The organism is Actinophytocola sp. (assembly GCF_036378875.1).
In the GTDB taxonomy this organism is placed as follows: domain Bacteria; phylum Actinomycetota; class Actinomycetes; order Mycobacteriales; family Pseudonocardiaceae; genus Actinophytocola.
On sequence record NZ_DASUVO010000174.1, the window covers coordinates 41,527 to 56,203 of the forward strand.

At 70.5% G+C, this 14,677-nt stretch carries 16 protein-coding genes; 7 read left to right on the forward strand and 9 right to left on the reverse strand.

Going from position 1 to position 14,677, the window contains the following annotated elements:
* Positions 1–68: 68 nt before the first annotated feature.
* The gene (locus VF106_RS48880) at positions 69–1,280 is read right to left on the reverse strand and encodes an SGNH/GDSL hydrolase family protein (RefSeq protein WP_330846986.1); all 1,212 of its coding nucleotides are present in this window, start codon (positions 1,278–1,280) and stop codon (positions 69–71) included.
* 48 nt (positions 1,281–1,328) lie between these two features.
* On the opposite strand from VF106_RS48880, the gene VF106_RS48885 reads away from it, so the two are divergent.
* The 4 genes from VF106_RS48885 to VF106_RS48900 all read left to right on the forward strand — a co-directional run bounded on the left by VF106_RS48885 (position 1,329) and on the right by VF106_RS48900 (position 4,365).
* Positions 1,329–2,234 (forward strand): NAD(P)-dependent oxidoreductase, encoded by a 906-nt coding sequence (locus tag VF106_RS48885; protein ID WP_330846987.1) that lies wholly within the window; start codon positions 1,329–1,331, stop codon positions 2,232–2,234.
* Between the two features lie 50 nt (positions 2,235–2,284).
* Complete coding sequence (locus VF106_RS48890; protein ID WP_330846988.1) at positions 2,285–2,905, forward strand: DUF2238 domain-containing protein; 621 nt, start codon at positions 2,285–2,287, stop codon at positions 2,903–2,905.
* Between the two features lie 103 nt (positions 2,906–3,008).
* Positions 3,009–3,728 carry a lytic polysaccharide monooxygenase gene (locus tag VF106_RS48895; RefSeq protein WP_330846989.1) on the forward strand — a complete coding sequence of 240 codons (720 nt, stop codon included), beginning with the start codon at positions 3,009–3,011 and terminating at the stop codon, positions 3,726–3,728.
* 73 nt (positions 3,729–3,801) lie between these two features.
* Complete coding sequence (locus tag VF106_RS48900) at positions 3,802–4,365, forward strand: DUF305 domain-containing protein (RefSeq protein ID WP_330846990.1); 564 nt, start codon at positions 3,802–3,804, stop codon at positions 4,363–4,365.
* 157 nt (positions 4,366–4,522) lie between these two features.
* Here the strand turns inward: VF106_RS48900 and dhaM are convergent, their stop codons facing one another.
* Genes dhaM through VF106_RS48920 form a run of 4 tightly spaced genes read right to left on the reverse strand, consistent with a single transcriptional unit; the run spans position 4,523 to position 7,718 of the window.
* Complete coding sequence (gene dhaM, locus VF106_RS48905) at positions 4,523–5,281, reverse strand: dihydroxyacetone kinase phosphoryl donor subunit DhaM (RefSeq protein ID WP_330846991.1); 759 nt, start codon at positions 5,279–5,281, stop codon at positions 4,523–4,525.
* Between the two features lie 28 nt (positions 5,282–5,309).
* Positions 5,310–5,927: a dihydroxyacetone kinase subunit DhaL gene (gene dhaL, locus VF106_RS48910; RefSeq protein WP_330846992.1), complete on the reverse strand. Its 618-nt coding sequence runs from the start codon at positions 5,925–5,927 to the stop codon at positions 5,310–5,312.
* Between the two features lies 1 nt (position 5,928).
* Positions 5,929–6,921 (reverse strand): dihydroxyacetone kinase subunit DhaK, encoded by a 993-nt coding sequence (gene dhaK, locus VF106_RS48915; RefSeq protein WP_330846993.1) that lies wholly within the window; start codon positions 6,919–6,921, stop codon positions 5,929–5,931.
* A gap of 50 nt (positions 6,922–6,971) precedes the next feature.
* Positions 6,972–7,718: a class I SAM-dependent methyltransferase gene (locus tag VF106_RS48920; RefSeq protein ID WP_330846994.1), complete on the reverse strand. Its 747-nt coding sequence runs from the start codon at positions 7,716–7,718 to the stop codon at positions 6,972–6,974.
* Positions 7,719–7,820: 102 nt separating this feature from the next.
* On the opposite strand from VF106_RS48920, the gene VF106_RS48925 reads away from it, so the two are divergent.
* From VF106_RS48925 to VF106_RS48935, 3 genes are all read left to right on the forward strand, one after another.
* On the forward strand, positions 7,821–8,966 hold the full coding sequence (locus VF106_RS48925) for an NAD(P)/FAD-dependent oxidoreductase (protein ID WP_330846995.1): 1,146 nt from the start codon (positions 7,821–7,823) through the stop codon (positions 8,964–8,966).
* Positions 8,963–9,841: an RNA polymerase sigma-70 factor gene (locus tag VF106_RS48930; RefSeq protein WP_330846996.1), complete on the forward strand. Its 879-nt coding sequence runs from the start codon at positions 8,963–8,965 to the stop codon at positions 9,839–9,841. Before VF106_RS48925 ends, VF106_RS48930 begins: the two co-directional genes overlap by 4 nt.
* Positions 9,842–9,906: 65 nt before the next feature.
* Positions 9,907–11,040, forward strand: coding sequence for a metallophosphoesterase (locus tag VF106_RS48935; protein ID WP_330846997.1), 1,134 nt, complete (start codon positions 9,907–9,909; stop codon positions 11,038–11,040).
* A 3-nt stretch (positions 11,041–11,043) separates the two neighbouring features.
* Here VF106_RS48935 and VF106_RS48940 read toward each other — a convergent pair whose 3' ends face one another.
* The 4 genes from VF106_RS48940 to VF106_RS48955 form a co-directional block, all read right to left on the reverse strand.
* Positions 11,044–11,424, reverse strand: a complete 381-nt coding sequence (locus VF106_RS48940) for a VOC family protein (protein WP_330846998.1) — start codon at positions 11,422–11,424, stop codon at positions 11,044–11,046.
* 59 nt (positions 11,425–11,483) lie between these two features.
* Positions 11,484–12,215: a phosphatidylglycerol lysyltransferase domain-containing protein gene (locus VF106_RS48945; RefSeq protein ID WP_330846999.1), complete on the reverse strand. Its 732-nt coding sequence runs from the start codon at positions 12,213–12,215 to the stop codon at positions 11,484–11,486.
* 70 nt (positions 12,216–12,285) lie between these two features.
* Positions 12,286–13,740: a DUF1349 domain-containing protein gene (locus VF106_RS48950; protein ID WP_330847000.1), complete on the reverse strand. Its 1,455-nt coding sequence runs from the start codon at positions 13,738–13,740 to the stop codon at positions 12,286–12,288.
* Positions 13,737–14,654, reverse strand: coding sequence for an ABC transporter ATP-binding protein (locus tag VF106_RS48955; RefSeq protein ID WP_330847001.1), 918 nt, complete (start codon positions 14,652–14,654; stop codon positions 13,737–13,739). The genes VF106_RS48950 and VF106_RS48955 overlap by 4 nt, the downstream gene beginning before the upstream one ends.
* Between the last annotated feature and the right edge of the window lie 23 nt (positions 14,655–14,677).

The window sequence follows — 14,677 nt, forward strand, 5'->3', positions numbered from 1 at the left end:
ATCCGCCCGTCGAAGCGGGCTCGTGTTCGGTGCTGCGATGATCATTGGGTACCACGGCGGAGCGCGCTTTAAAGCTTGGAAAGGTCGACGGCGTTCGCCATCGCCCGGTAGCCGGCGTCGTTGGGATGCAGGTGGTCACCGACGTCGTACGCGGGCAACATTCGTTGCGGGTCAGCGGGGTCGCGGGTCACCCTGTCGAAGTCGATGACCGCGTCGAACTCGCCGCTCGTGCGGATCCACTCGTTCACCGAGACCCGCGTGGCCTCGAGTGTCTCGTCCCACACCCGCCAACCCTTGAACGGCAGCATCGTCGCGCCGATGACCCGGATCCCGCGTGCCTTCGCCTGTGAAAGCAGCTGCCGGTACGCGGAGATGAGCATCGCGGGATCGGTCTGGTGCGGGGTCTGCTGGATGTCGTTGATGCCCTCGAGGATGATCAGCGTGCGGACGTCGCCCTGGCTCAGCACGTCGTCGGCGAACCTGGCCAGCGCGTTGCGCCCGAACCCCGAGCCCGGCACGTCGAGCAGGAGACGGTTGCCGCTGATGCCGGCGTTCAGCACGCCGAGCCGGCCGCGCAGGCGGTCGGACAACAGGTCAGGCCAGCGGTTGTTGGAGTTGTTGGTCATCCCGACGCCGTCGGTGATCGAGTCGCCGAGCACCATCACCGAGCCTGGCGCGCCGGACCGCACGTCCACGCCGGTGACGTAGTGCCACACGGAGGTCTGCTCGGTGAAGGCGGCGCCGGACTCCTGGTCGGCGAAGTCGCCGTTCGGCGTGAAGAACGAGGTCTGACCGGTGAACGCGTGGAAGGTGGCCGGCCCGGACGGGGTCGGCGTGAAGGTGGTGACGAGCAGGTCGCCGTCGCGCGGCACGGTCAGCCGCACCGGGTCGCTCAGCACCTCGGCCGCGGCTGGTACGACCACCGACCGCTGCCCGCCGAACGTGAGCGTGCGCATCGTGCCCGGTCTCGCCGCCGGCGAGGTGCCCGACGCGGCGACGGCGACCGTGACGTGCCCGAACGTCAGCGGCGTCGTGCCGAAGGTGTTGGACAGCCGCACCCGCGCGTGCGTGCCACCGATGCTGGTGTGGACCACGTTGCGGATCGAGTGGTTCGGGAAGCCGTTCGGCGTGTTCGCGACCCCCGCGCCGGGCGAGGCGGCCCATGTGCCGACCCAGCCACCCGGTGGTGCGTGCCGATCGGTCCCGGTCGTGCTGGAGGCGATCGCCCCCGAGCCGACGAGCGTGACCATCACTGCCCCGAAAACCAGTAATCGCCGCATGCCGATCACCGTGTCTTTCTGGCGGCGCCGGCAGCAACCGCTGACCGGGTGACGGACCGATTTCGGTCGGTAACCGGGTGGAGTCGCCGCGGGAGGACTAGTTTGACTGGCATGACCACAGTCGCACTGCTCGGCACGGGGATGATGGGCGCCGGCATGGGCCGCAGCATGGCCCGCGCGGGGCTTTCCGTCACCGTGTGGAACCGGTCCGCCGACAAGGCCCGCGAGGTCGGCCTGCCGGTCGCCGAGGACCCCGCCGCGGCCGCTCGGAACGCGGACGTCGTGGTGACGATGCTGTTCGACTTCGAGTCGGTCGCCGAGGTGATGACCGAGGCGCTGCCGGCGATGCGCCCGAACACCGTGTGGTTGCAGACCAGCACGATCGGCCTGGACGAGACGACCGCGCTCGCCAGCCTGGCCGCCAAGCACGCGGTGTCCTTTGTGGATGCGCCGGTGCTCGGCACCCGGCAGCCGGCCGAGAACGGACAGCTGACCGTACTCGCGGCAGGACAACGGGACGAGCGGCTCGACCCCGTGCTGGACGCGATCAGCGCCAAGGTCATGTGGGTCAGTGACAAGCCTGGCGACGGCCACCGGCTGAAGCTGACCATGAACGCCTGGCTGCTGACCACCGTGGCGGGAACCGCGCAGAGCCTCGCGCTCGCGGAGGCACTCGGCCTTGACCCGCAACAGTTCCTCGACCTGATCGCGGGCGGCCCGCTGGACTCGGGATACGCGCAGCTCAAAGGAAAAGCCATGCTGGCGGGTGAGTTCACGCCCGCGTTCGCGCTGGGCGGCGCGACCAAGGACGCCGGGCTGATCCGCGAGGCCGCGGCGGACGTCGGCGTGGCCACGGACCTGATCGCGGCGCTGCAGCGGTTGTTCGGCGCGGCGGGCAACCCGGCCGACGACATGTCGGCGGTCATCCGCGCGCTTCGCGTGGAAGAGAAGTAGGCGGGTCCGGGTTGGACGGTGCGCCTTCCGGCACCACGTATGATCGCCCGATGACGACGGTCTCGCGACGGGAAGGCATGCTGGCAGTCGCGGTCGTCGCCGTCGCACTGGGATGGTCCGCGATCGGCGCGAAGAGCCTTGGCACGTGGGCACTCGAGGTGGTGTGGATCCTGCTCGGGTTGCCGCTGGTGCTGTACTTCCGGCGACGCTTCCCCTTGACCCGCCTGGTGTGCTGGCTACTGGTGCTGCACGCGATCGTGTTGTGTTACGGCGGCCATTACACCTACGCCGAGACCCCACTGGGCAACTGGTTCCGCGACCAGTTCGACCTCTCGCGGAACCACTACGACCGCCTCGGCCACTTCGTGCAGGGCTTCGTGCCCGCCGTCCTGGTGCGCGAGCTGCTGCTCCGCCTCACCCCGTTGCGCCGCGGCGGGTGGACGTTCACGCTCACCACCGCCGTGTGTCTGTCGGTCAGCGCGTGCTTCGAGTTCGTCGAGTGGGCGTCGGCGCTGATCCTCGGCGCGGGCGCGGACGCGTTCCTTGCCCCACAAGGCGATGTGTGGGACACGCAGTGGGACATGTTCCTGGCCCTGTGTGGCGCGATCCTGGCGCAGCTACTGCTCGCCCGTGCACACGACCGACAGCTGGGCTCCGCGACAGTGCGATAACTACGCAGCGCTACCACTTGACTGCGGAAGAAAGATGGTCTAAACCATAAGTGTGGTCTAGACCACAATCTCCGGTTGAACCCTGCACTCCCGGGAGATTCGCATGAGCCTGAAACGAAAACTGATCATGTTCGCGTCAGCGGTCCTCCTCGCCCCCATCGGGCTCGTGGTGCTACCCGCGGCGACGGCGAACGCGCACGGCTACATCTCGAGCCCGCAGAGCCGGCAGGCGCAGTGCGCCAGAGGCACGGTGAACTTCTGCGGTGACATCAAGTACGAGCCGCAGAGTGTCGAAGGGCCCAAGGGCCTGCGGAACTGCCACGCCAACGTGGGCCGCTTCGCCGAGCTGAACGACAACAGCAAGCCGTGGAAGACCACGTCGGTCGGCCGGACCGTCGATTTCACGTGGACGTTCACCGCGCGGCACGCGACCCACAGCTTCGAGTACTTCGTGGGCAACACGCGTGTCAAGGAGTTCCGCCTCAACAACCAGCAACCGCCGGCGACGCTGACCCACAGCGTGAACCTCGGCAACGTGAGCGGCAAGGTGCGGCTGCTCGCGGTGTGGAACATCGGGGACACGACCAACGCGTTCTACTCGTGCGTCGACCTCCAGGTCAGCGGCGGCGAGGAGGCGCCAGAGCCGGCACCGGAGCCCCAGCCGGCACCACCACCCGCCACCGGCACCTGGGCGGCGAACACGGCCTATCCGGCCGGGTCGATCGTGACCTACAACGGTGCCACCTACCGAGCCGCGCAGAGTCACACCGCGCTGCCGGGTTGGGAGCCGCCGAGTACCCCTGCGCTCTGGCAGGCCTCTTGACCCATCCGGTAGTGCGAGCCGGCCGGCCCATCACGCACCCGGGCCGGCCGGCCTCTTTTTCGGGAGTGTGCCGATGAAAGCGTGGCTGCTCGCCCTGTTGTTCGTGCTCGCCGGCTGCGGCGTCGGGGTCACGGAGACCACCGGCGTCTCGATCAGCGCGCCACCGCCGCCCGGCGGGTTCAACGACACCGACGTGATGTTCCTGCAAATGGCCGTACCGCAACACGAACAGGGCATCGAGATGGCGCGGCTCGCCGAGAAACGCGCTGACCGCAAGGAAGTCCGCGACCTCGCCACCGCGATCCGGCTGACACAGGCGGACGAGGTCGAGGCGATGAAGAAGTGGTTGGTGGCGTGGGAACAACCCATCGCACCCGACCTCGACCCCAACGCCCACACCGCACACGGGGGCATGCACGGCACCGACCCCGCCGTCCTGCAGATGCTGCGTGACACGCCGGCCGGGCCGGAGTTCGACAACCGGTTCCTGAACCTGCTGACCGGCCACCAGCACGGCGCGGTGGAACTGGCCCGCATGGAGGAGAAGGACGGCCTCAACTCCGACACGCGTGCACTGGCGACCCGAATAGTCCAGTCCCGCACGGCACAGATCCAACAGATCGGCACCTACCTCTAACCCGCGCGTGTCCAACCAAACAGACCCGCGTGTCCAACACTGGTGACCGGTGAGTTCAACAAACGCGCCGACCAAGCGGTAAGCAGGTTTGTCGAACTCGCGGGTCCAGATTGTTGGACACGCGGGTTCTGGGCGTTGGACACGCGGGGCGCGGGGGTCAGTCGCCGAAGTTGCTGGCTGCCAGGTCCTGGAACGTGCGGAGGGCTTCGGTGGCCTGTGGGCCCGTGGCCTCGACGCGGACCTCGTCGCCGCCGCGTGCGCCGAGTGCCATGAGGCCGAGGACGCTGCGGCCGTCGGCCTTGGCGTCGCCGAACCGGACGGTCACCAGGGCGTCGAACCCGGTCATCGCACGCGCGACCACGGCGGCCGGTCGCGCGTGGAGGCCGATCTCGTTGGTGAGCGTGACCACCACCGCCTCTAGCCTGCCCTGCGTGGCCGCGGCCACGCTCGCGCCGCCCGCGATGTCGATGGCGCCCGCGACCACCCGGTCTCCCTCGGCGGATCCCGGCTCACGCGCCGCGTCGGCGGTGATCAGTTCGGCCTCGGTGCGGACCGCTTCCTTCGCGGCGTCGACCACCGCCGCGGCGTCCGCTCCGCCCTGCGCCGCCACCGCTGCCGAGACCGTGCCCTCCACCAGCGGCGCGTCGGCCAGGTGGGCGTTCTCGGCCGTCTCGATCGCCATCTCGGCGACCATGCGTGCGCTGCCCAGGTCGTAGAGCACCACCACGCCAGCACCGCTGTCGGCCCGCTCGATCGCGGCCGTGACAGCGTCGAAGTCCGTGCCGATGCCCCCGTCCGAGGTGCCACCGGCGGCGACGACCACGACGTCCGGCGCCATCTGCGCCGCCACCTCCACAACCCCTGCCGCGAGTGCCGCACTGTGCGACACGACGACCAGCCCGACCCGAGGACTCACGACCACCCCTCACCCACCGTCCGACGGTTCACGACGCGGCCACTTCCGCTAACGCCCGCAGCAGCAGGGCCGTCGAACGGGCGCCGGGGTCCATGTGGCCGGCGCTGCGTTCGCCCAGGTAGGAGGCACGGCCTTTGCGTGCGACGAGCGGGACGGTCGCGTCGGCGCCGGCCTGCGCGGCGTCCGCGGCCGCCGCCAGTGCCTCCGTCACGGTGTCGCCGACCGCGGCCTTCACGGCCGGGTCCAGCGCGTCGACCATCGTCTTGTCGCCGAGTTCCGCCTTGCCTCGGGCGACGACACCGCCGAGCGCGGCCGTCAGCGCGTCCACCACGTCCGTCACGTCCAGCTCGGCCTTGTCCTTCACCGCGGTCGAGGCGCGCAGGAACGCCGTGCCGTACAGCGGTCCGGCGGCGCCGCCGACCTTGGAGATCAGCGTGGTGGCGACCGTCTTCAGCACCGCGCTCGGGCTGTCCGGTGTGGACGCCTCGAACGCGGCGAGGACGGCCCTGAACCCCCGGTCGAGGTTCTCGCCGTGGTCGCCGTCGCCGATGGCACGGTCGAGCTGGATCAGCTCGACGCGGTGTTCTGCGACGGTCGCGGCGATGGCACGGACTGCGGTGACCAGGTCAGCGGCCGTGCACCCCACGTCAGCGCCCCCACCGCAGCGCCGCCGTGTGCACGGGCGCGTCCCACAGGTCCCGCAGCTCGTCGTCGAGTTTCAGCAGCGTGAGGCTCATGCCCTGCATCTCCAGGCTGGTGACGAAAGGCCCGACGAGCCGGCGCTCGACCACGATGCCGCGGTCCGCGAGCAGCCGCTCGGCGATGCCGTGTGCGAGGTACAGCTCGAGCAGCGGCGTGCCGCCCATCGAGTTTGTGAACAGCAGGACCCGGTCACCCTCGCGGAACGGCAGGTCCTCGACGATCGGTTCAAGCAGGCGGGCGACGATGCCGTCGGCGTTCTCCGCCGGCATACGCGCACGGCCGGGCTCGCCGTGGATCCCGATGCCGACCTCCATCTCGTCGTCGGCGAGGTCGAAGCTTGGCCCACCGACATGTGGCACGGTCGGCGCGGCCAGCGCCATGCCCATGGACCGCACGTTGGCGACGACCCGCTGCGCGATCGCGTACACGGCGTCGAGGCCGTCCCCACGCTCGGCCGCGGCGCCGACGATCTTCTCCAGCGGCACGGTGCCACCCACGCCACGCCGGCCGGCGGTGTAGAGCGAGTCCTGCACGGCGACGTCGTCGTCGATGACGATCGTGCGCACCTCGCCCTCCACCAGCTCAGCGGCGGTCTCGAAGTTGAGCACGTCCCCGGTGTAGTTCTTGACGACGAGCAGCGCGCCGGCCCCACCGTCGGTCCGCTCGATGGCGAGCTGCATCTGGTCGGGCGTCGGCGAGGTGAACACGGCACCCGGGCACGCGGCGTCGAGCATCCCCGGCCCGACGAGGCCGCCGTGCATGGGCTCGTGCCCGGACCCACCGCCGGAGATGATCGCGACCTTGCCCTGCACGGGCGCGTCGGCCCGCAGGATGACGGCCGGGTCGTGGACCACGGTCAGCAGATCGCCGTGGGCGAGCTCCACCCCACGCAACGCCTCGGCGACCACTGTGGACGGATCATTGATGATCTTCTTCATGCGAGCTCCCGGTTCGTGGCGGCGCTGCCCCGGCGTTGATCGTAGTCCCGTTAGCCGTGCGACACGATCAGGCGAAAGCCGGCGTCCCACTGGTCGAGGGCGAGCAGGTCCTGGTGTCGTTCGTGCCACCGGCCGCTGTGGACGTCGGCGCGCAGGCGGCTTATGCCCCGTTCCACGGCGGCGGGAGCCGTCTGCGCCAGGGCGGAGCAGGCGCTGCGGACGCGGGGGTCGAGATAGGCGGCTGGGCGTCGCCAGTAGGCGGGGAAGACGCCGTCGGTGAAATCCCAGGGCAGTGGCAGGGGCGTGACGCTGCTGGCGCCCAACTCGTTCGCGATGTCGGGCGCGGAAGGCCGGGTGAGCTCCAGCGCGGCGACCTCGGGCACGTACTCGCGGACGAACCAGAACTCCGTGTGCCGGCGCGTGTCGTAGGCGAGGACGATCTGTCGTGGGGCCACCCGGCGCAGCTCGGCGAGCCCGCGCCGCCAGTCGGTCCAATGGTGGACGGTGAGCACGGCCAAGGCGACATCGGCCGCGTGGTCGCGAACCGGCAGCGCCTCGGCGACCGCCCGCACGGTGGGGCACGCACCGGGTGGCCGTTGCCGAACCATCTCGCCGGACGGTTCGACCGCGAGCACCGTCCGGTCGTTCGGCTCGTAGGAGCCGGTGCCCGCACCCACGTCGATGATCGAGCCCGCGTCCCCGACCGCGGCGAGGATGGCCGCCATCCACCGCGGATCCGTGCGCCGTCCGAACGAGTACTCCGTGCCGATCTCGTCGTACAGCTCAGCCCCAGTCATCTACCCAACAGTAACAAACAAAGTGACCCCGGTCACCACGCTTCACGTCTGGTTCGGGTCGGCTCGTCTCGTGGTCAGGTCAACGCGAGAAGGGAAAGAGCGATGCACAAGATCGTGATTCTTGGTGGCGGATACACCGGGCTGTCGGCGGCCGTGAACCTGGCCGGGCGCGTCAAGCGGCGTGACGACGTGCGGATCACCGTGGTCAACGCCGCCGAGCGGTTCACCGAGCGGTTGCGGCTCCACCAGGTGGCGTCCGGGCAGCGGCTGGCCGACCTGCGTATCCCGGACCTGCTGGCCGGCACCGGGGTGGAGTTCGTGTGCGGGTGGGTCACCGGCGTGGATGTCGAGGCGCGGACCGTGCGGATCGACGACGAGACGGTCCTCGGGTACGACACCCTCGTCTACGCGCTGGGTGGGGTCGCCGACACCGGCAGCGTGCCCGGCGCCGACGACCACGCCCACACGCTGAACAGCGCACAGGACGCCGCGGTGCTCGCGCGGCGGCTGGCCACGGCCCGCACCGTCGCCGTCTGCGGTAGCGGGTTGACCGGGGTGGAGGCGGCCGCCGAGATCGCCGAGCAGCACCCCGGCCTGGACGTCGTGCTCCTCGGGCGGGACGAGCCGGGGGCGGCGATGGGGCCCAAGGCGAAGGCGTACCTGCACGCGACGCTGGCGCGGCTGGGGGTTCAGGTCCGCGGCGGCGTCGAGATCACCAAGGTGCTGCCGGACTCGGTCGAGCTGGCCGGCGGGGAGAGCGTCGCGGCCGACGTGATCCTGTGGACCAGTGGGGTGCGGGTGTCGCGGCTGGCGGCGGCGCTGGAGACCGACGAGCGTGGGCGGATCGTCACCGACGCCGCGTTGCGGTCGGTGTCGCATTCGGACGTTTACGTCGTCGGCGACGCGGCGTTGGTGCGGCAGGGTTTCGGCGTCCTGCACGGCACGTGCCAGAGCGGCATGCCGACCGGCGTGCACGCGGCGGTGTCGATCGCGCGGGAGCTGAACGGCAAGCAGCCCAAGGCTTTCCGCTTCGGCTACTACCACACGCCGGTGAGTCTCGGCCGGCACGACGCCGTGGTGCAGTTCACCAAGCCCGACGGCAGCCCGCGACGTCTTTCGCTGACCGGGCGGCGTGCCACCTGGTACAAGGAGACGGTGAGCTCCGCCCCGTGGCCGACCTACGGCCAGATGCTGAAGCACCCACGAGTCACCTCGATCTGGCCGCGTGGCGGCCGGCACACGCGATGACGGCCGACATCTTCGCGGAGTACCGGAACCTGCTGTTCTCGGTGGCCTACCGCGTCCTCGGCACCGCCGCCGACGCCGAGGACGCGGTGCAGGACGCGTGGGTCAGGTGGTCGGCCGCCGACCGGTCGCAGGTGGCCGACCCGAAGGCGTACCTGGTGCGGATCGTCACGAACGTCGCGATGGACCGGCTGCGGTCGGCGGCGCGGCAGCGGGAGACGTACGTGGGGCCGTGGCTGCCGGAGCCGGTCATCACTGATGACACTGTGGACAGTGAGTCCGTGTCGATGGCGCTGCTGGTGGTGCTGGAGTCGCTGACTCCGTTGGAGCGCGCGGTGTTCGTGCTGAGGGAGGCGTTCGGCTTCACCCACGGCGAGATCGCGGAGGCCGTCGAGCGTTCGGAGGCCACCGTGCGCCAGGCCGCGCACCGGGCCCGCGAGCACGTGCAGGCGCGGCGGCCCCGGTTCCACGCCGGCCGCGCACGGCAGCGGGAGGTCACCGAGCGGTTCTTCACCGCTGCCGGGGGCGGGGACATCAACACGCTGATGCAGCTGCTGGCCCCGGACGTGACACTGTGGACGGACGGCGGCGGCAAGGTGCGTCAGGCGATGCGTCCGGTCACCGGCGCGGAGCGGGTGGCGGCGTGGTTCGCCGGTGTCGCCTCGCGTCCGTACGAGGGCGTCGATCCCGCGGACATGACGACCGAGGTGGTCGACCTCAACGGCACGCCGGGCATCGTGTTCAGCGGCGCGGGCCGCGTGCTCGCCACGCTCACCCTCGACCTCGACGAGCAGGGCCGGATCATCACCATCCACAACGTCGCCAACCCGGACAAGCTCCACGCGGTCTCGACTCGTACGATCCACCCGCTGCGTTGAACTCGCGGGTCTCCAGTGTTGGACACGCGGGTCTGCGACGTTGGACACGCGGTTAGCCTGGTGTTGTGGCGCAGACTGAACAGCGGGCCCGGCCCCGCGTGCGTGCTGGGTTCCTCGTCGTGGTGGTCGTCGCGATCGGCTTGTTGTTCGGGGTGCCGTGGCTGACGCTCGTGCTGCCCTGGCCGCCGGTGGTCGTCGTCATCGGCGCGGTGGTGTTCGTCGGGGCGGCGATCGCGTTCCCGTTCCTCATGTTCCTCGGGCACGGGCGTGGTCGTGACTGGGCGGCGCGTGTCGGTGACACTCTGCTCGGCGTCGTGTGGGTGCTGTTCGCGTGGTCGGTGCTGGGGCTGGTGGCACGGCTGGTGCTGCCGGGCCGGGCGGTGGCCGTCGCCGTGCTCGTGGTGGCCGTGGTGCTGATCGCCTGGGGTGTCCACGAGGCCATGCGGGTGCCGAGGGTGCGCCGGGTGGACGTCGTGCTGCCACGCCTGGGGCCCGACCTCGACGGGACGACCGTGGTCGTGCTGGCGGACACGCACTTCGGGCCGATCAACCGGGTCCGCTGGTCGGAGGGGACCGCGGCCGCCGTGAACGCGCTCCGTCCCGACATCGTGTGCCACGCCGGGGACATCGCCGACGGCTCGGTGGCACAGCGCCGCGAGCAGGCCGCGCCGCTCGGGACGATCGAGGCGGGCCTCGCGCGGGTGTACGTGACCGGCAACCACGAGTACTTCGGCGAGGCGCAGGTGTGGCTGGACCACATGGCGTCGCTGGGGTGGGAGGCACTGCACAACCGCCACGTGGTGGTCTCGCGGGGCTCGTCGCGTCTGGTGCTGGCCGGCATCGACGACGCCACCGCCAAGGCGTCCGGTCTTGAAGGGCACGGCGCGCAGTTGGACGCCGCACTGGCCGGGGCTCCGGAGGACGCGCCGGTACTGCTCGTCGCCCATCAGCCGCGGCAGGTCGTGCAGGCCGCGGCGGGAGGCGTTGACCTGCAGGTGTCGGGGCACACGCACGGCGGCCAGATCTGGCCGTTCCACTACCTCGTCCGCGTCGACCAGCCGACCGTGCAGGGCCTCACCCGGCACGGTCAGACGCAGCTGTACACGAGCCGCGGCGCCGGCTTCTGGGGGCCGCCGATGCGGATCTTCGCACCGAGCGAGATCACGCTGATCACCTTACGGGCCACACCGAACGGGTGAGACTCAGAGCGGGTCGAGGCGGGCCGTGAGCAGGCAGAACACATTGTCTTCCGGGTCGGCCAGGACATGCCATGCCTCCTCGCCCGTCTGGCCGATGTCGGCGGGGCGCGCACCGAGCGCCAGAAGACGTTCGAGCTCGGCGTCCTGATCGCGGTCGGTGGCGTTGACGTCGATGTGCAGCCGGGACTTCCCCTTCTCCGGCTCGTCCCGGCGGCTGAGGAAGAGCGTCGGCTGCGCACCACCGAACCCTTCGCGCGGCCCGATCTCCACCGATCCGTCGTCCTCGCGACCGAGCACGACGAAGTCCAGGACCTCGCACCAGAACCGCGCCAGCAACTCAGGGTCGCGGCAACCCAACACGAGCTCACCGATACGACATGCCATTCTTGGGACCGTACCGGACGAGACGAGCACAGGCGCGGCCGGACAAGCGCGATGGCCAACTAGGCGTCCCGCAGGCGTAACACCGCGGCACCGGCGAGCAGGGCCGCCGCCGCCCATCCCGCCAGCACACCCAGACCTTCCCACGGGCCAACGGGTTGCGCCACCACGTCTACTGTGGACTGAACGGCCAGTCCCGCGGTCATCGGGCTCAGCCGGCGCAGCCGGTCGTGCCAGTCCGGGTCGGACACGAGCGTCGTGACGATCGGGGTCAGGTACAGCAGGCCCAACACCACGCCGATGGCCGCGGCCGCGTCACGCACGACCACCGCCAGCCCGAGGCTCAGCAGGCCGATCAGCGCCAGGTACAGCACCGAACCCACCGACGCGCGGAGGACCGGTCCGGTCAACGTCAGGTCCGGCAGGGCCAGGAGCCCCACCACGATCGACCCGAGCACGGCCACGGTGCCGGCGACCAGCACCAGCGCGCTGACGACGATTCCCTTGGCCGCCAACATGTCCAGGCGTTTCGGGACGGCGATGAGGCTGGTGTGGATCATGCCGGTGGCGTACTCGCCGCTCACCATGGCGACCGCGAGGATCACCACGATCGCCTGACCCAGTGCCACGCCGGTGAGGGCCGACTCGGCCGGGTCGCCGCCGGGCGCCATCGCGTTGGTGGCCAGCGCACCCAGAAGGACGGTGAGCGCCACGGTGCCGAGCAGCAGCCAGATCGTGCCCGGCACCGTACGAACCTTCGTCCATTCGGCATGCAACGCGCTCACGCCGATCACGCCGTCCCCTCGCAGGCTCGGTGACGCCGTTCGTCGGCGTGGTGCCCATGGTTCGCTCCGCAAGCTCCGCTCACGCATCCCTCCTACGGAGCGCAGCGAACGCGAACCCGACGGCGACCGCCGCGTACACGCACAGCACCGCGAAACCGCCGGCGGGAGACAACGGGAAGAAGCCGTCCGCCGTGACGTAGTCGGATGCGACCTGCGGGTACTCCACGGCGGTCTGCTGCAGGGCGAACGCCGCCGCCGGGGTGACCGTGGTGAGCCAGTCCGCCGGGCCCGGCGGAAGCATCGACGCGATCGCCAGCAGGTACGGCAGGACGATCCCGACGATCACGACCGTGACCGTCCCCCCGCCGCGGCGCAGGAGGGTGCCCACCGCGACCGCGAGCACGGCCGACACCGCGAAGAGCAGACCGGTGCCGCCGATCACGCGCAGCTCGGTGAGCGTCGAGGTCGGGAACAGGAAGAAGCCCTTCGCGACCTCGAGGTTCTCGACCACCGGGATCGTGATCGCCGCCGCCACCACACCGACCACAAAGGACACTGAGCCGATCACGACCGCCTTCGCGGCAAGCAGTTGGCCGCGGCGCGGGTTCGCGGCGAGGCTGGTGCGGACGAGGCCGCGCCGGAACTCGCTCGTGACGAACATCGTGGCGACGACGAGCACCGCGATGAGCCCGGCGAAGACACCGATCAGCGTGCTCTCGACGGTCTTGCCGAGGCTGCCGAGGGACGGCGTGATCGGGACGATGTCACCGGTGCCGGTGATCGTGAACTCGCCACCGCTCTCGGTGAACCCGGTGGCGTCGTCCGGCGACCCACCGACGTCGGCGCCCTGCCAGTCCGCCGACCAGTCGCCGTCGGTGCGCACCTCGTCGAACGTCGTGGTCGCGAGGGTCAACCCGCCCGTCGCGTCCACGCCGCCGAACGAGCGGTTGATCTCGACATGTTGCGGCGAGGAGACGAACATGCCGGCCTGGACCCGCTCCCCCAGTCCCAGTTGGACGGTGCTGATCGTGACCCAGCGTTCGCCGTCCAGCGAGACCTCGCCGGTGAGTGAGTCACCCTTGCGGGACAGGCGAAGCCACTGGCTGTCCTGATTGGACGAAGGGCCGGCGACGTCCTCGGTGTAGTTGTGCTGCATGCGCACGCCGTGGTGGCCGGTGAGCAGCACCGCCGCGTACGAGGAGCCGGGTTCGGTGCCCTGCTTGAGGATGACGCCCGCCTTGGCCCACGGTTCGGCGTTGTCGGGAAGGGCGGCGACCCGCGCGGTGATGCTGCCGTCGCCGGTGAGGGTGCGGTGCACGAACGTGAACGCGTCGATCACCGGGATGTCGCCCGGTCCGGTCGGCGGGTTCCGGCCGGCGCAGGATTCGCCGTTCGGGCCGGCGCAGCTGAAGTTGCTGGTGGCCGGACCCAGAAGTCCGATGAGGACGGTCAGTGGGATCGCGAGGAGCATGCCGACGATCCAGCCGCGGACGGTCCGGAACTTGGTCCACTCGGCGTGGATCAGCGACCTCATCGCTCCCCCGCCCTGAACTCGGCGGCTTCCCGCGTCAGCTCCATGTAGGCCTCCTCCAGCGAGGCGCGATGGGCGCTGACCTCGGTGAACGGCACGCCTCCATCGGTGAGCAGCGCGATGACCGTGGCCGCGGGCAGCCCGGCGATGGTGATGGTGTCGGCCCCGTCCACGGTCACGACCGCACCGGCCCGCGCGAGCACGGTCATCGCGGGCTGGCGTGCGGTGGTGCGCAGGGTGACACGGTCCCCGGACGCGGCGGCGATCAGCTCCGCGACACTGGCGTCGGCGATGACCTTCCCGCGCCCGACCACGACCAGGTGGTCGGCGGTGTCCTGCAGCTCGCTCATGAGATGGCTCGACACGAGCACGGCGCGACCCTCGGCGGCCTTCTGCCGCAGGAAGGTGCGCATCCAGATGATGCCTTCGGGATCCATGCCGTTGAACGGTTCGTCGAGCATGAGCACGGGCGGGTCCCCGAGCAACGCCGCGGCGATGCCGAGCCGCTGACGCATGCCGAGGGAGAACCCGCCGGCCTTACGCTTCGCCGCCGAGCCGAGCCCGGTGATCTCGATGACCTCGTCCACCCGCCGGGCCGCGAGCCCCTGCGAGTGCGCGAGCCAGAGCAGATGGTTCCGCGCGGAACGGGACGGCTGCAGCGCACCGGCGTCCAGCAGTGACCCGACGTGGGTGAGCGGCCGCGACAGCTCCCGGTAACGGCGGCCGCCGACGAGCGCGTGCCCGGAGTCGGCGGCGTCCAACCCGAGAACGACGCGCATGGTCGTGGACTTGCCGGCACCATTGGGCCCAACGAACCCGGTGACCTGCCCAGCGCCGACGGTGAAGGTCATCCCGTCGAGCGCGGTGGTGCCGCCGAAGCGTTTCCGCAACCCGGCGACCTCGATGGTGGCTTCCATACCCAAGGAGGCTATGGACCAAC